Genomic DNA, 15,518 nt, shown 5'->3' with positions numbered 1-15,518 from the left:
CCATGCCCGTGAATCCCGCCGACGGCGCCGTGCTCGGCGCGCTCTACGGCACCGATGCGATGCGCGCGGCCATGGGCGAGGACGCCTTCCTCCAGCGCATGCTGGACGTGGAGGCGGCGCTCGCGCGCGCGCAGGCGCGGCTGTCCATCATCCCGGCCGAGGCGGCCGCCGCCATCACCGCGGCGGCCGATGCCACCCGGCTCGACCGCGCGGCGATGGCGGCGGCGACGCGCAACACCGGCTATCCCGTCGTCGCGCTGGTGAAGCAGCTGAGCGCCCTCGCCGGCCCGGATGCCGGGCGCTGGACGCATTGGGGCGCGACGACCCAGGACATCATGGACACCGGCCTGGTGCTGCAGGTCCGCGACGGGCTCGCGCTGATCGAGGCCGACCTGCGCGCGACCTGCGCCGCGCTCGCACGCATGGCCGAGGCGCACCGCGACACGGTGATGGCCGGGCGCACGCATCTCCAGCACGCGCTCCCCGTGACCTTCGGCTACAAGGTCGCGGTGTGGCTCTCGCCGCTGCTGGCCTCGCTGGATGCGCTGCCGCGCGTGCGGGAACGCGCGCTGCGCCTGTCCTTCGGCGGCGCGGCGGGGACGCTCGCCTCGCTCGGGGATCAGGGCCTGGCCGTCACGCGGGAACTGGCGAAGGAACTCGATCTCGCGGAAGCGGACATTCCCTGGCATGTCGCGCGCGACGGCCTCGCCGAGGCCGCCTGCTGGCTCGGCATCCTGTGCGGCGCGCTCTCGAAGATCGCGACCGACGTGATGCTGATGATGCAGAACGAGGTCGCCGAGGTCAGCGAACCGCATGTGCGCGGCCGCGGCGGCTCCTCCACCATGCCGCAGAAGCGCAACCCGATCGCCTGCGAATACATCCTCTCGCAGTCGCGCGGCGTGCATGCGCTGGTGCCGCAGATGCTCGCGGCCATGGCACAGGATTTCGAGCGCGGCACCGGCCCCTGGCAGGCCGAGCTGCTGGCGCTGCCGCAGGCCTTCCTGCTCGCCCATGGCGCGGTGGCGCAGGCGCGCTTCCTCGCCGAGGGGCTGGTGGTGGATGCCGCGCGCATGCGGCGCAACCTCGATGCCACGCAGGGGCTGATCGTGTCCGAGGCGGTGATGATGGGCCTCGCCCCGGTCTTCGGCCGCGGCGAGGCGCATCACATCGTCAACGACGCCTGCGACCTCGCCATCGCCGAGGGCATCGGCCTGACCGAGGCGCTGCTGCGCGATCCGCGCGTCTCCGCCCGGCTCGATGCCGCGGCGATCGCGCGGATGACCGATCCCGCGGCCTATCTCGGCAGCGCGGGGGCCTTCACGGACCGCGTGCTGGCGCGCGCGCGGTCCATGGGGATCAGTTAGCGGCCTCGGCCAGTTCGAGCAGGGCCCGGCCGTTCTCGCGGAAGCGGGCCATCTGCGCGGCGGTGCCGCGGCAGCGTTCGGCGAAGATGCCGCTGTCGGGCGCGACGACCTCGATCTTGCTGCGCACGCGGCAGACGAGGCGCGTCATCATGCGCGGATTCCCGCCATGCCAGCGCACCACCGCCATGCCCCAATCGCCGTAGGTGTCGTAGTGCTGGCGCAGGTAGCCCGCGGCCCAGTCGGTCGCGCGCCAGGGGTCGAGCGGCCAGGTCTCGCCGCCACGCGCATGCACCCGGGCGTTCACCTGCACGCAGCCCGCCATGACATAGCCCGCGCGCGTGCTGCGGAGCAGGCGGCGCGCCTCCTCCCGGCTGTCCGGGTAGTAGGCGCGGCCGGCGATGTTCAGCGCATGGGCGTGCAGGCCGCTCTCGTTCAGCGCGATGCCGACGAGCAGGCCCTCGGGCAGGCCGTGCTTGCGCTCGGCGAGGCGGGCCGCCTCGAGGCAGGCGGTGCGGGGGGAAAGGCCCTCGTCCGGCTCGGCCGCGGCGGTGGCGGCGGCGTTGACGGGCGCCGGCGCCTCCGCCTGGGCGCAGGCGACGGTCCCGAAGGCGAGAAGGCCCGCGAGCGCGGCCACGCGCAGCGGGACGCGCCGGCGCGCGCCGCGGCGGAGGCGGGTCCAGAGGCGGCGCAGGCGGAGCCGGGTTGAACGGACGCCCCGCCGCAATGCGCGCGGGGGCGCCGCAAGATGTCGCCGGCGGGGGGAGGCCGGCAATCCATTCGCGGTCGTCATGGGCGCGCCTCAAAGCACAGGATGGGCCGACAGGCAAATCCTCCGCCCGAAGACCCGCAATCACCCCTCAGTCAGCCGGAATATGGCAGGATTTTGTCAAAGTTGTTTTTCAGTCTCCTGGACAGGAGATACTCAGATTCTTATGCGGCCTATAATATTCGATACTTTTCTTGATTGAAGTTTTGGCGGCCGCATGACATCCAGCCCGCCCATTCGCGCCGAGGGACACGGGCGGGGCATCTTCACGCGCCCCGCCCGCCCCCCCTGAGGCCAGACGCCGCCTCAGCCCATCCGGATCGCCGGTGCGGGCTGGCCCTCGATCACCACGTTCACGCAGGCCGGCTTGCCGCTGGCGAAGGCGCGCTCCAGCGCCGGGGCGAGGTCCGCCGCGCGGGTGACGAATTCCCCATGCGCGCCGAGCGCCGCGGCGACGAGGTCGTAGCGCGTGCCGGGCGCGAGTTCGCAGCCATGGGCGCGGCCCGCGCCGTATTCGCGGAGCTGGATCTGGTGCTCGGCATTCCAGCGCGCATCGTTGCCGACCACCGCGACGAAGGGCAGGCCGTGCCGATGCGCGGTGTCGAACTCGGCCATGTGGAAGCCGAAGGTGCCGTCGCCCATCACCGCGAGGATGCGCGCCTCGGGCCGCGCGCAGCGCGCGGCCATGGCGAAGGGAATGGCCGGCCCGATCGCGCCCGCCACGCCGTTGATGATGCGCGCCGGGGCGGCGAGTATGGCCTGCGCCCATTGCCCGATCTCCCCGCCGTCGCTCACCAGCACCGCATCCGGCCCGGCGAGCCAGGGCCGCAGCGCGTGGCACAGCGTGGCCGGATGGATCGGCCCCTCGGGCGCGCCGGCCAGCCCCTCCCAGGCCGGCGGGCGGAAGGCGATGGCGCCCGCGAGCCGCGCCGCCCAGTCGGCGTTGCGGTGCGGGACCAGCGGGGCATCCTCGGCGCCGAGCGCGGCCACGGCCTCTGCCGCCCCGGCCAGCGCCGAGAGCGCCAGCCGATCGCCCAGGGCGCGCGCCGCGCGCGCGAGCAGCGCCGCATCGGGCTCGACCACGACGAAGCGCGCCGCGCCGGGAATGGCGGGCGCGCGGCCGAATCGCAGTGTGAAGTCGAGCGCCTTGCCGAGCAGCACGACCAGGTCCGCCTCCCCCAGCGCCTGCGCATAGGCGCCGAGCGAGGGATCGGCGAGCCCGCGCGGGCTTTCCATCGGCACCACCGGCAGGCCGCAGCGCGCAGAGAGCCGCGCCGCCAGCGCGCGTCCGGCGGGCGTGCAGAGCGCGGGCGGGACGATCAGCACCGGCCGCTCCGCCTGCGCGATGGCGGCGGCGATGGCCGACGCGCTCTCGGGCGCGAGCGGCATCGGCACGGGCGCGTAGGCGGCGGGGCCGCGGATGCTGGGCGGGGCGATGCGCGCCTCGAGCACGTCGGTCGGCAGGGAGAGATGCACCGGCCCCGGCCGCCCCGACCGCGCGAGGCGGATCGCGGCCGCGACCTCCTGCGCGAGCGTCTCCGGCGCGGCGGCGGTGAGGGCCTTCTTGCAGAGCGGCTCGGCCATGCGCGCCTGTTCGAGTTCCTGGAAGGCGCCGAGGCCGAGTTCGGAAAGCGGCGCATGGCCCGAGAGCAGCAGCACCGGCACCTCGCCGGCGAGCGCCGTCGGCAGCGCGGCGACCGCGTTGGTGTGCCCCTGCCCGCCGGTGACCAGCGCCACGCCGACCTCGCCGCTCAGCCGCGCCCAGGCATCGGCCATGTGGACGGCCGCCGCCTCGTGCCGCGTGTGGATGATGGCGATGCCCGAGCCCAGCAGCGCGTCATAGACCGGCATGATGTGGTTGCCGGACAGGCTGAAGACGCGGCTGACGCCCGCCGCCTTCAGCGCCTGCACCAGGATGTCCGCGCCGCGGATCGTCTCTGCCATGGGTTCCTCCTGCGGGATGGCCCGCACCTCGCCACGGGCTGGACAGCCTGTCCAGCGCCGGTAGTCTCGGGCGCGTCCAGGGGAGAAGCGCATGGCCGAGCCGGCCAGCCTGAAGGTCAGCGTGTGGCGCGGCGGCGCGGATGGCGCGCTCGCGCGCTTCGAGGTGCCCGCGCGCGAGAACCAGACCGTGCTCGACGTGGTCACGCACATCCAGCGCGAGCTCGATCCCTCCCTTGCCTATCGCTTCGCCTGCCGCGTCGGCATGTGCGGCTCCTGCGCCATGACGGTGAACGGGCGGGCGCGCTGGACCTGCCGGACGCATGTGCGCAAGGTGGTCGGGCCCGATGGCGCGCTGGAACTGCGCCCGCTCGCCAACCTGCCGGTGATCCGCGACCTCGCGGCCGACCTCACGCCCTTCTTCGAGAAGTGGCGCCGCGCGCGCGGCCGGTTCGAGCCGCGCGAGGCCCCGGACGGCGCGGTGCCCGAGGATTTCGCCGTGGTGCCGCCGGCCTCCAGGGCGCGAAGGGAGGCCGATGCCGGCATCGAGTGCATCGGCTGCGGCGTCTGCTACGCCTCCTGCGACGTGGTGGCCTGGAACCCCGACTATCTCGGCCCGGCCGCGCTCAACCGCGCCTGGACGCTGGTGAACGACGTGCGCGACGGGGCGCGGGCCGAGAGGCTCGACGCGGTGGCGGGCGATGCCGGCTGCCATTCCTGCCATTCCACGCAATCCTGCACGGAACGCTGCCCCAAGGGCCTCGATCCCTCCTCGGCGATCGCGGGGCTGAAGCGCACGCTGTTCTGGGACACGCTGTTCGGGCGGCGATGAGCGCGCGCGGCCAGACGCATCTGTGGGTGGTGCAGCGCGTGACGGCGATGCTGCTCGCCATCGCCGTGACGGTGCATCTCGTCACCATCGTCATCGCCGTGCGCGGCGGCCTCACCGCGGCCGAGATCCTCGCCCGCACCCGCGGCAGCGAGGGCTGGCTCGCCTTCTACTGCGTCTTCGCGCTGGCGGCCGGGCTGCACGGCGCGATCGGGCTGCGCGCCATCGCTGCCGAGACGCTCGGCCTGCGCGGGCGCGGGGCGGATCTCGCCTGGGTCGCGATCGGCCTGCTGACCGCGGCCTTCGGCATCCGCGCCGCCATCGGGCTCTATGCGTGATGGACCTGCGGCCGCGTTCCCACCCGACCTATCTCGCCTTCGTGGTCCACCGCGTGTCGGGGCTGCTGCTCGCGCTGTTCCTGCCGCTGCATTTCTGGGTCCTCGGCACCGCCATTACGGGCGAGGCGCGGCTCGAGGGGTTCCTGCGCTGGGCGGACAACCCGCTGGTCAAGGCGGCCGAGACCGTCCTCGTCGTGCTTCTCGCGGCGCATCTGGCGGGCGGGCTGCGCGTGCTGGCGCTCGAGTTCCTCGGCTGGCGGTCCAGGCAGAAGGACCTGGTGGCGGCCTCGGCCGGCATCGCGCTGCTGGCCGGCCTCGCCTTCCTGCTCAATGTGGTCTGAGGCGGCGCTCGTCGCGGGCGCCTGCTTCCTCGCCGGCTTCTGCTCCGGCATGGCGGGCTTCGCCTTCGTGCTGGTGGCCGCCTCCATGCTGCTGCATGTCGTCTCGCCGGTGCTGACGGCGCCGGTGCTGGTCCTCGGCAGCCTGATATCGCAGGGCATGAGCCTGCCGATGCTGTGGAAGCACATCGAATGGCCGCGCATGCGCTTCTTCCTCGCGGTGGCGGTGGCGGGCATTCCGGTCGGCATCCTCGTGCTGGCGAAGGGGCCGGCGGCGCTGATCGTCGCGGGCGTCGGCGCGCTGCTCGTGCTCTATTCCGGCTACATGCTGGCGCGCATCGCGCTGCGCATGGCCCCGCCGGAGGTCGGCGGCAGCCGCGCGGCGGATGGCGCCGTGGGCTTCGCCTCGGGCATCCTCGGCGGCATCGGCGGCTTCGTTGGCGCGCTGCCGGCGATGTGGGCGGACATCCAGGGCTGGCCCAAGGACCGCGCGCGCGCCTTCATGCAGCCCTTCATCGTGTTCATGCAGGCAATCACGGCGGCAGGGCTCGGCCTTGCGGGCTTCTTCACCGTCGAGGCGCTGGTGCTGACCGCGCTTGCCACGCCGGCGCTGGTGCTCGGCACCTGGCTCGGTCTGCGCGCCTACAGGGTGCTGCCCGCCCAGGGCTTCCGCGTGGTATTGCTGGGGCTGCTGCTCGTCTCGGGCATCTCGCTGCTGATCTGACGGGAGGACAAGGTGCGATGACGCTGATGACGAAGCCCGGGGTCGAACCCCTGCGCATCGAGCCAGAGGCGGTCGAGGAAGCGGCGAAGCTGCTCTACATCCGCGCCTGCAAGGTGCTGCCCGACGACATCAAGGAGGGTTTCGCCCGCCTCGACGGCGCCGAGACCGACGCGACCGCGAAGACCATCCTCGCCACCATGATCGAGAACATCGGCGTGGCGGAGCGGATGGACAACCTGCTCTGCCAGGACACCGGCATCCCGATCTTCAACGTGCTGATCGGGCGCAACGTGCAGGTGGATGGCTGGGCGCTGAAGGAGGCGATCGCGCGCGGGACGGCGCGGGCCACGCGCGAGCATCCGCTGCGTTCATCGGTCGTTCACCCGATCACGCGGAAGAACGAGCACACCTCCTGCGGGGAACGCGTGCCCGTGATCAATATCGACTTCACCGATGCCGAGCGCGAGCTGCGCCTCGAGATGATCCCGAAGGGCTCGGGCTCCGAGAACGGCTCATTCCTGCAGATGCTGGTCCCGGCCGATGGCGTGGCGGCGGTCAAGCGCTTCGTGGTGGACCGCGTGATCCAGGCCGGCGGCAAGGTCTGCCCGCCGACCATCGTCGGCGTGGGCATCGGCGGCACCTCCGATCTCTGCATGCATCTGGCCAAGGTCGCGGCGACACGGCCGCTCGGCACGCGCTGCGCCGATGCCGAGGGCGCGAAGCTGGAAGCCGAGCTGACCGAGGCGGTCAACAGCCTCGGCATCGGCCCGCAGGGCCTGGGCGGGGATTCCACCGCCTTCGCCGTGCATGTCGAGACGGCGGCGACGCACATCACCATGAATCCCGTGGCGGTGAACATCCAGTGCCATTCGGCCCGGCGCGCCAGCGCCACCTTCACGCCGGACGGCATCCGCATCGGCTTCTGAGGTGGGTGGGCGCGGCATCACCATCGCCGAGGCCGGGCCGCGCGACCGCGTGGCGCTCGCGGCGCTGCTGGCCGAGATGGGCCGCTTCTACGGCGAGCGCACCGATGCCGCGACCATCGGTGCGGCGGCCGAGGCCCTGAGCACGCCGGCCGGGCGGGCGGGGCCGTTCTGCCTGCTCGCGCGGCTCAACGGCGCACCGGCGGGGCTCGTTTCACTCTCGGGCTTCTTCCCGGCCTTCGACTTCACCTGGGGGCTGCTGCTGAAGGACCTCTTCGTCGCCGAGGCGGCGCGGCGCACCGGCACGGCCCGGGCGCTGATGACCGAGGCGATGCGCTTCGCCGCCGTGCAGGGCTACACGCGGGTGGACTGGACGACCGAACCGGCGAATGCGCGCGCCCGCGCCTTCTATGCCTCGCTCGGGATCGCCCCGGCGGGCCGGATCTTCTATCGTCTGGAGGGCGAGGGGCTGGCCGCCGCCGCCCAGGGCCGCTGGCCCGCGACCGAGGAGGCACCATGACGCATCACGTGCTGTCCATGCCGGCGACCGAGGAGCAGATCCGTCGCCTGCGCATCGGCGATACGGTGACGCTCGAAGAGGTGCTGTTCGGCATCCGCGACGCGACGCAGATCCACATGTTCGACCATGGCCGGCGGACCAAGTTCGACCTGCGCGGCCATGCCGTGATCCACACCGCGCCGAACCTGCGCAAGGTGGAGCGGTCCGGCACCAACCATTCGGGCTACGAGGCGGTCTGCGTCGGCACCACCACCTCCGACCGCATGGAGCGCTTCACCCGCCCGCTGATGGAGCGCGAGGGCGTGCGCATCATCATCGGCAAGGGCGGGCTGCGGGAGGGGTCGCTGGAGGCCTTCCGCGACCTCGGCGGCGCCTATCTCGCGGTGGTGGGTGGCGCCGCCGCGCTGGAGACGACCTGGATCGAGGCGGTGGAGGATGTGGACCTCGACGACCTCAATCCTGAATCGCTCTACAAGTTCCGCATCAAGGGCTTCGGGCCGCTGCTGGTGGCGATGGATTCCCACGGCGGCAGCCTCTACGCCAGCGTGAACGCCGAAGCGGCGCGGCGGCGCCAGGCGGTACTGGAGAAGCTGGGGGCGGCGTGATGCTGGTCCTGCCGCTCATGGTCCTGGTGCAGGTCCTGCCGCCGCCGCTCGGCGCGATCGCCGCCGCGCGCCTCTTCGCCACGGGCGGCCATGTCGCCGCACTGACGGCGCCGGAATCCGCGGCCGCCGCGGGGGGCTGCGACTGCGGCGTTCCATCAAGCCCGCGCGGCCCGCGATGAGCGCACGCAATCGCAACGCGCCAGATCCCCGGAGGCTCGCCCCCCATGCCTGACAGCACGGCCATCGAGCGCCGCCGCACCGACATCCTGGTCCTCGGCGCCGGCGGCGCGGGGCTGCTCGCCGCGCTGCACGCCAAGGACGCCGCGCCGCAGCTCGAGGTGACCATCGCGGTGAAGGGCCTGCTCGGCAAATGCGGCTGCACGCGCATGGTCCAGGGCGGCTACAACGTCGCCATCGCGGCGGGAGATTCCGCCGAGCGCCATTTCATGGACACGCTCGACGGAGGCAAGTGGCTGAACGACCAGGACCTCGCCTGGACGCTGGTGGTCGGCGCGCAGCGGCGCATCCGCGAACTCGAGAACCGCTGGGGCTGCTTCTTCGACCGCAACCCGGACGGCACCATCCACCAGAAGGCCTTCGCCGGGCAGACCTTCGACCGCACCGTGCACAAGGGTGACCTGACGGGCATCGAGATCGTCAACCGCCTCGCCGAACAGGTCTGGGCGCGCGGCATCAACCGCATGGAGGAACACCGCGCCGTCGCGCTGATCCGCTCGAAGGACGGCGCGCGCCTCTCGGGCGTGCTGCTGATCGACATGCGCTCGGGCGGGCTGGTCTTCGTGCAGGCCAAGGCCGTGCTGCTGGGGACCGGCGGCGGGCCGACCATGTACAAGTACCACACGCCTTCCGGCGACAAGGCCTGCGACGGCATGGCGATGGCGCTGCGCGCGGGCCTGCCCTTGCGCGACATGGAGATGGTGCAGTTCCACCCGACGGGCGTGCTGGCCGGCCCCGGCACGCGCATGACCGGCACCATCATCGAGGAAGGGCTGCGCGGCGCGGGGGGCTATCTGCTCGGCGGCGACGGGCAGCGCTTCATGCACAAATACGACCCGCGCGGGGAACGCGCGACGCGCGACATCGTCTCCCGCTCCATGCAGCGGGAGATCCTGGCGGGCAATGTGAACGAGGCGGGGGGCCTCTGGATCGAAATGGCCCATCTCGGACCCGAGCGCGTGCGGCGCGAGTTCAAGGGCATGGTCGAGCGCTGCGCCGACAACGGCTTCGACCTCGCCGCCGGCCGCGTGCCGGTGGTCCCCACCGCGCATTACATGATGGGCGGCGTGGTGTTCCGCACCGATGGGAGCACCGACCTGCCCGGCCTCTTCGCCGCCGGGGAGGATACCGGCGGCGTGCATGGCGCGAACCGCCTCGGCGGCAATGGCGTGGCCAACTCCACCGTCTTCGGCGGCATCGCCGGCGACACCATGGGCGCCTGGGTGCCGCGCGAGGGCGCCTTCGAAGAGCCCGACGAGGCCGCGCTCGATGAGGCCACGGCCTTCGTCCAGGCCCCCTTCGCGCGGCCGGCGCGCAACCTCTCGTCCATCCGCGACGCGCTGCTCGAGCTGATGTGGGACAAGGCGGGCATCCTGCGCGATGGCGCGGGGCTGGCGGAGGCCGCCGCCGGCCTCGATGCGCTGGAGGCGGAGGTGGATGCCGCCGGCGTGGACGGGCGCGACCGCGCCTTCAACCTCACTTGGCACGACTGGCTGAACCTGAAGTCGCAACTGCTGGTCAGCCGCGCCATCGTCGCGGCGGCGCGGGCGCGCGAGGAATCCCGCGGCGCCCATTGGCGGGAGGATTTCCCGCAGACGAACGACGATGCCGCGGGCCTTGCCGCGACGCGCGTCACGCTCGCGGGAGGCCGCATCGCGCTCGACTGGCAGCCGGTTGCCTTCACCCGCCTGAGACCCGGCGAGAGCCTGCTGCAGCCCGCGGCGGCGGAGTGAGCGCGCCCTTCCCCACCTTCGCCGAGGCCCTGCGCGTCTGGCTGCGCGTCGGCCTGCTCTCCTTCGGCGGGCCGGCGGCGCAGATCGCGGTCATGCACCGGGAGGTCGTGGACCAGCGCCGCTGGGTCTCGGATGCGCGGTTCCTGCACGCGCTCAACTTCTGCATGCTGCTGCCAGGGCCGGAGGCGACGCAGCTCGCCACCTATCTCGGCTGGCTGATGCATGGGGTGAAGGGCGGCATCGCGGCCGGCGTGCTCTTCGTGCTGCCCGGCGCGGCGGTGATGCTGGCGCTGTCCATCCTCTACGCGACGCTCGGCGCCGTGCCGGTCGTGGCGGCCCTGTTCTTCGGCCTGAAATGCGCCGTGCTGGTGCTGGTGATCGAGGCGCTGCTGCGCGTGGCGAAGCGCGCGCTGCACGGGCTCGCGCCGTGGCTGGCGGCGGCCGCGGCCTTCCTCGCGCTCGCCGCCTTCGCGGTGCCCTTCCCGCTGGTGGTGCTGGCGGCGCTGGGGCTCGGCTTCGCCGCGCCGGGGGCCTTCGTCGCGGCCGGGCACGGCCAGGCGAAGCAGGGACCGCCCTCGCTCCTCGACGCCGCCATCGCGGCCGAGCCCGACCGCATCGCGCGCCTTGCCCCGGCGGCGCGGCGCGCCGGCCTCGCCATCCTCGTGCTCTGGATCTGGCCGGTGGTGCTGCTGCTCGGCACGCCGCTCTGGGGGGACATCGCCTGGTTCTTCTCCAGGATGGCGGTGGTCACCTTCGGCGGCGCCTATGCGGTGCTCGCCTATGTCGCGCAGGAGGCGGTGGAGCACTACCGCTGGCTGAGCGCGGCGGACATGCTGGCGGGCCTCGGCCTCGCCGAGACCACGCCGGGCCCGCTCATCCTGGTGCTGCAGTTCGTCGGCTTCCTCGCCGGCTTCCGCGAGGGCGGGATCACGGGCGGCGTGTTCGCGAGCCTGCTGACCCTCTGGGTCACCTTCGCGCCCTGCTTCGCCTGGATCTTCCTCGGCGCGCCGCTGGTCGAGCGGATGCACGACGCCCCCCGGCTCAAGGGCGCGCTCGCCGGCGTGACGGCCGCCGTGGTCGGCGTCATCGCCAGCCTTGCGCTGTGGTTCGGGCTGCGCGTGGTCTTCGCGGAGGTCGGGCGGCTGCCGCTCGGCCCGGCCGCGATCGACTGGCCGGTGCTGGCCTCGGCGCAGCCGGCCGCGATCGCGCTCGCGCTTCTCGCCGCCGCGCTGCTGTTCGTCGCGGGGCTCGGGCTCGCGCGCACGCTTGCGGTCAGCGCCGCGGCCGGGCTGCTCGTCTCGCTGCTGCCCTGGTGACGGGCGGCGCGGCCCGCCTCACGCGGCGCCGCGGCGGAAGATCGCCCCGGCCATGCGCCGGAGCCCGACCACCTGCTGGCGCAGCCAGCCGCCCGTCGCCAGCGCCTCCGGCGCCTCGGGGTCGCCGGTGCGCGGATAGTGGTCGCGGCGGAAATCCGCCGTGCCGAAGATCCAGTCCCAGACCGGGAAGAGCACCGCGTAGTTCCGGCCGTGCTCGGCGGCCGACATCACGCCGTGATGGACGCGGTGGAAGCGCGGGGAGACGAGCAGCCTCTCCCCCAACCGGCCGAAGGAGAGGCGCACATTCGCGTGGCTCAGGCTTTCCGCGAGGCGCATGATCAGCACCAGCAGCGGGAACTGCCCGGGCGGCACGCCGATCAGCAGCGCGAGCGTGCCGAACCACAGCGCGGCGATGATCTCGTCCAGGATGTGGTTGCGGTCGTCGGTCCAGAAGGTCATCTGGCGCTGCGCGTGGTGGATGGAATGCAGCGCCCACCACCAGCCGAACATGTGCTGGAAGCGGTGCCGCCAGTATTCCCCGAAATCGAGGATCACCACGTAGAGGAGGAAGGCCAGCAGCGGCATCTCGCGCAGGCCGGGGATCAGCGTCTCGAGCGTCGGCGGCACGAAGCCGCTGTCCGCGACCAGCCCCGCCCACCAGGCCTGCAGCGAAGCGAGCAGCACGAAGGCGACCATCGGAAGCAGGCCGAGCCGGGTCAGCAGCGTGTAGACGATGTCGGTGCGGATGGCGCCGCGGTCGGTCACGGGCTCGACCGGCCGCCACGCCTCGAGCGGGCGGCAGACGGCATAGACCACCAGGATGGTGAACAGCCCGAACAGGCCGAACTCGATCCATTGCAGCGCGTCGTCGGCCCAGTCCATCAGGCCGAGCGCGTACATCGCCGGCTGCACGGCGGCCTCGAAGATCCAGCCGGTCACGTCGTCCAGGGCGCGGTTGAAGGCGTCGAGCATCGTGCGGGTCTCAGCGCCGCCCCTCGGGCGGCAGGGTGGCGAAGCAGAAGCCGCGGGCCTGCAGGCCGGCGATCACCTCGTCCAGCACATGGACGAAAGGCTCGCGGCGGGAACGGATGCCCCAATGCATGACCATCACCTCCCCGTCGCGGGTGAAGCGCAGGGCGCGGGCCAGCAGGGCGGCATTGGGATGGGCATCGCTCGGCAATTCGTCGCCGAGGAAGCCGTTGGCCGTCCAGCCCTGGTGGCGCAGGCCGCAGCCTTCGCCGAGGCGGATCGCATTTGGCGTGGTGATGCCCCCCGGCGCCCGCCACAGCGGCAGCACCACCGCATCGGGCACCGCCTCGCGCAGCCGCTCGATGGGGCGGGCGAGCTCGCGGCACATCGCCGCCTGGTCGAGAACCTCCTGGCCCTCGCGCCCGCGGGAGACGTAGCGCACGCGGCCCGGCGCGGGGTCGCCGCGGAAGTACCAGTGGCGGTCGGTGTGGGAGGCGAAGACATGCCCCTCCGCCGCGCGGGCGCGCCAGAAGGCGGCCCAGCCGGGTCCGAGGGCGCGCTCGCCGGTATGAGTCGGCTCGTTGGCGACGAAGAGCGTCGCGCGCACGCCGCGGTTGCGCAGGATCTCGGCCACGCGCTCGGCCTCGCGGCCCCAGCCGGTGTCTATGGTGAGATAGACCGTGCCCGCGCGGCAGGCGGCCGGCCCCTGCGCCCTCGCGGGCAGGGCAAGGCCGAGCGCGGCGAGGACGAGCAGGAGCGCGCGCCTAGTTCCGTTCCGCACGGCGGGGATGCACGAAGATGCCATGGGGGCTGCGGCCGACGCGGATGGTCTCGAACTCGCCGCTGCGCGGGTCCACCCGCGCGATGCGCCCGGCCCAGCGCAGCGTGGCCCAGATGCGCCCGTCGGGGTCGAAGGCGATGCAGTCCGGCCCGCCGGGCAGTTCGATGAGGCGCCGGACCTCGAGCGTGTCCGGGTCGATCTCGGCGAGCCGGCTCTGGACGCGGCTCGTCGCCCACAGCGCGCGCCCGTCCGGGGCGGGGAAGATGGTGTGCGCGCCGCGGCCCACCGGGATGGTGCGCTCGATCTGCTGTGTCTGAGGGTTCAGCACCACGAAGTTCTCGCTGCCCATGATGCCGACGATCAGCCGGCCGCGATGCCAGATGATGCCCGCGGGCTCGCGCCCCACCGGCGCCTCCCAGAGCGGCTGGCGCGTCTCGAGGCTGATCGCCGCCACCGTCCCGCTGCCCTGCAGCGTCACATAGACCACCCGCGCATCCGGGCTGAAGGCCATGTGCGAGGGCTTTTCCGGCATCCTCAGCCGCGCGAGCAGCGTCGGGCCGTTGGCGTCGTAGATGTCCACCTGGTTGCGCCGCAGGCTGGCGATGACGAGGTGCCGGCCGTCGGGCGAGAAATCGAGGTGGTAGGGGTTGGAGATGCGCTCGCGCCGGCGGACGTCGCCCGTGGCCGGGTCCACGAAGAAGATCTCGTTGCCGCCGGAATCCGCGATCAGCAGGTCACGCCCGTCCGGCGAGAGCACGAGGTGATGCACCTCCCGCAGCGCGGGGATGCGACGGACCTCCTGGCGCGTGAAGGCGTCAAGGATCGAGATCGTCGCGTCGGTCGAGTTCAGCACATAGACGAGATCGGCCGCCGCCGGCCGCGCGGCCGCCAGCAGGCAAAGCATCAACAGGGCGGCGAGACGGCGCATGGCGTGACCGTGGGCGAGGGGGCGACGGAGGGGGCGCCGTCGCCCGGAAACTGCGCCGGCGCCTCGCCCGACGCAAGCGCGGAGTCGCATCGCCGCGCGGAACGGCGCCGGGCATGACGCGGATCAATATCTCTCGCGCCCCGGTTGCGCGCGGGCGGGCGCGGCGCAACCGGGCTTGCGCCTTCAGCCCTCCCGCGGCGTGAAGGCGAGCGAGACACCGTTCATGCAGTAGCGCAACCCGGTCGGCGCCGGCCCGTCGGGGAAGACATGGCCGAGATGCCCGCCGCAGCGCGCGCAATGCACCTCGGTGCGCGTCATGAAGAAGGAGCGGTCGGTGCGGGTGCCGACCGCGCCCTCGATCGGCGCGAAGAAGGAAGGCCAGCCCGTGCCGCTCTCGTACTTGGCGGCGGCGTCGAAGAGCGGGTTGCCGCAGCCCGCGCAGGCGAAGATGCCGGGCCGCTTCTCGGCATTCAGCGGCGAGGTGCCGGGGCGCTCCGTGCCGTGCTGGCGCAGCACGCGGAAGGCCTCGGGCGAGAGCGCGGCGCGCCATTCGGCCTCGCTCCTCTGCACGGGAAAGACGGCTTCGGGCCCGGTCTCGCGGCGGAACAGCATGGCGGCCTCCCTCACGCCGCGCGCTTGAGGCGGTCGGCGAACAGCTTGCGGAACTTCGCGACCTTGGGCGCGACCACGGCCCGGCAATAGCCCGACCAGGGGTTGCGCGCGAAGTAGTCGTGGTGCTCGGGCTCGGCCGGCCAGAACGGGGCCTCGGGGACGAGCTCGGTCACCAGCGGGCCGTCATAGAGGCCGGCTTCGGCGACCTCGGCCATCACCGCGCGCGCCGTCGCCTCCTGCTCCGGGGAATGGGCCAGGATGATGGAGCGGTATTGCGGCCCGACATCGGCGCCCTGGCGGTCCCTGGTGGTGGGGTCGTGGATCGTGAAGAAGACGCGCAGCAGGTCGGCATAGGCGAGTTCGGCCGGGTCGAAGACCACGCGCACCACCTCGGCATGGCCGGTGCGCTTGCCGCAGACCTGCTCGTAGGTCGGGTTCTCGACATGCCCGCCGGCATAGCCCGACATCACCGAGACCACGCCGCGCAGCTCCTTGAACACCGCCTCGAGGCACCAGAAGCACCCGCCGCCGAGGGTCGCCGCCTCGTGGCCCGCCTGAGCTATCATCTGCATCCTCCTGCTCCGTCGCCTCCCC

At 72.8% G+C, this 15,518-nt stretch carries 18 protein-coding genes; 11 read left to right on the top strand and 7 right to left on the bottom strand.

Annotated elements, in window-relative coordinates; all coding sequences use genetic code 11:
* Nucleotides 1-2: 2 nt before the first annotated feature.
* The gene (pcaB, locus tag FHS88_RS12380) at nt 3-1,364 is read left to right on the top strand and encodes a 3-carboxy-cis,cis-muconate cycloisomerase (RefSeq protein ID WP_184485052.1); all 1,362 of its coding nucleotides are present in this window, start codon (nt 3-5) and stop codon (nt 1,362-1,364) included.
* On the opposite strand, the gene FHS88_RS12375 is transcribed toward pcaB, so the two are convergent.
* Complete coding sequence (locus tag FHS88_RS12375) at nt 1,357-1,998, bottom strand: transglycosylase SLT domain-containing protein (RefSeq protein WP_184485050.1); 642 nt, start codon at nt 1,996-1,998, stop codon at nt 1,357-1,359. The two genes, pcaB and FHS88_RS12375, sit on opposite strands and share 8 nt — an antisense overlap.
* A 438-nt stretch (nt 1,999-2,436) precedes the next feature.
* On the bottom strand, nt 2,437-4,074 hold the full coding sequence (locus FHS88_RS12370) for a thiamine pyrophosphate-binding protein (RefSeq protein ID WP_184485048.1): 1,638 nt from the start codon (nt 4,072-4,074) through the stop codon (nt 2,437-2,439).
* A gap of 91 nt (nt 4,075-4,165) precedes the next feature.
* On the opposite strand from FHS88_RS12370, the gene FHS88_RS12365 reads away from it, so the two are divergent.
* From FHS88_RS12365 to chrA, 10 genes are read left to right on the top strand one after another with little or no spacing between them, the layout of a single operon-like run.
* Nucleotides 4,166-4,903, top strand: coding sequence for a succinate dehydrogenase/fumarate reductase iron-sulfur subunit (locus tag FHS88_RS12365; RefSeq protein ID WP_184485046.1), 738 nt, complete (start codon nt 4,166-4,168; stop codon nt 4,901-4,903).
* A complete protein-coding gene (locus tag FHS88_RS12360; protein ID WP_184485044.1) occupies nt 4,900-5,238 on the top strand; it encodes a succinate dehydrogenase in 339 nt (112 codons plus the stop codon). Before FHS88_RS12365 ends, FHS88_RS12360 begins: the two co-directional genes overlap by 4 nt.
* Nucleotides 5,238-5,579: a succinate dehydrogenase, cytochrome b556 subunit gene (gene sdhC / locus FHS88_RS12355; RefSeq protein WP_184485042.1), complete on the top strand. Its 342-nt coding sequence runs from the start codon at nt 5,238-5,240 to the stop codon at nt 5,577-5,579. The genes FHS88_RS12360 and sdhC overlap by 1 nt, the downstream gene beginning before the upstream one ends.
* Complete coding sequence (locus tag FHS88_RS12350) at nt 5,569-6,300, top strand: sulfite exporter TauE/SafE family protein (protein ID WP_184485040.1); 732 nt, start codon at nt 5,569-5,571, stop codon at nt 6,298-6,300. Before sdhC ends, FHS88_RS12350 begins: the two co-directional genes overlap by 11 nt.
* Before the next feature lie 17 nt (nt 6,301-6,317).
* Complete coding sequence (locus tag FHS88_RS12345) at nt 6,318-7,226, top strand: fumarate hydratase (RefSeq protein WP_246419852.1); 909 nt, start codon at nt 6,318-6,320, stop codon at nt 7,224-7,226.
* A gap of 1 nt (nt 7,227) precedes the next feature.
* Nucleotides 7,228-7,743 carry a GNAT family N-acetyltransferase gene (locus FHS88_RS12340; RefSeq protein WP_184485038.1) on the top strand — a complete coding sequence of 172 codons (516 nt, stop codon included), beginning with the start codon at nt 7,228-7,230 and terminating at the stop codon, nt 7,741-7,743.
* Nucleotides 7,740-8,348 (top strand): fumarate hydratase C-terminal domain-containing protein, encoded by a 609-nt coding sequence (locus FHS88_RS12335; protein WP_184485036.1) that lies wholly within the window; start codon nt 7,740-7,742, stop codon nt 8,346-8,348. The genes FHS88_RS12340 and FHS88_RS12335 overlap by 4 nt, the downstream gene beginning before the upstream one ends.
* Nucleotides 8,348-8,527, top strand: a complete 180-nt coding sequence (locus tag FHS88_RS12330; RefSeq protein WP_184485034.1) for a hypothetical protein — start codon at nt 8,348-8,350, stop codon at nt 8,525-8,527. The genes FHS88_RS12335 and FHS88_RS12330 overlap by 1 nt, the downstream gene beginning before the upstream one ends.
* Before the next feature lie 45 nt (nt 8,528-8,572).
* A complete protein-coding gene (locus FHS88_RS12325; protein WP_184485031.1) occupies nt 8,573-10,318 on the top strand; it encodes an L-aspartate oxidase in 1,746 nt (581 codons plus the stop codon).
* Nucleotides 10,315-11,634 carry a chromate efflux transporter gene (chrA, locus tag FHS88_RS12320; protein WP_184485029.1) on the top strand — a complete coding sequence of 440 codons (1,320 nt, stop codon included), beginning with the start codon at nt 10,315-10,317 and terminating at the stop codon, nt 11,632-11,634. Before FHS88_RS12325 ends, chrA begins: the two co-directional genes overlap by 4 nt.
* A gap of 18 nt (nt 11,635-11,652) precedes the next feature.
* Here chrA and FHS88_RS12315 read toward each other — a convergent pair whose 3' ends face one another.
* From FHS88_RS12315 to msrA, 5 genes are all read right to left on the bottom strand, one after another.
* The gene (locus FHS88_RS12315) at nt 11,653-12,606 is read right to left on the bottom strand and encodes a sterol desaturase family protein (protein ID WP_184485027.1); all 954 of its coding nucleotides are present in this window, start codon (nt 12,604-12,606) and stop codon (nt 11,653-11,655) included.
* A 10-nt stretch (nt 12,607-12,616) separates the two neighbouring features.
* A complete protein-coding gene (locus FHS88_RS12310; protein WP_338146549.1) occupies nt 12,617-13,384 on the bottom strand; it encodes a polysaccharide deacetylase family protein in 768 nt (255 codons plus the stop codon).
* On the bottom strand, nt 13,368-14,312 hold the full coding sequence (locus FHS88_RS12305; protein WP_184485023.1) for a YncE family protein: 945 nt from the start codon (nt 14,310-14,312) through the stop codon (nt 13,368-13,370). The genes FHS88_RS12310 and FHS88_RS12305 overlap by 17 nt, the downstream gene beginning before the upstream one ends.
* 183 nt (nt 14,313-14,495) lie before the next feature.
* Nucleotides 14,496-14,924, bottom strand: a complete 429-nt coding sequence (msrB, locus tag FHS88_RS12300) for a peptide-methionine (R)-S-oxide reductase MsrB (protein ID WP_184485021.1) — start codon at nt 14,922-14,924, stop codon at nt 14,496-14,498.
* Between the two features lie 11 nt (nt 14,925-14,935).
* Nucleotides 14,936-15,496, bottom strand: a complete 561-nt coding sequence (msrA, locus tag FHS88_RS12295; protein ID WP_408902408.1) for a peptide-methionine (S)-S-oxide reductase MsrA — start codon at nt 15,494-15,496, stop codon at nt 14,936-14,938.
* Between the last annotated feature and the right edge of the window lie 22 nt (nt 15,497-15,518).

The organism is Neoroseomonas alkaliterrae, from assembly GCF_014199195.1.
In the GTDB taxonomy this organism is placed as follows: Bacteria; Pseudomonadota; Alphaproteobacteria; order Acetobacterales; family Acetobacteraceae; genus Neoroseomonas; species Neoroseomonas alkaliterrae.
The sequence above is the reverse complement of the archived record's forward strand: the minus strand, read 5'-3'. Positions and strand labels throughout refer to the sequence as shown.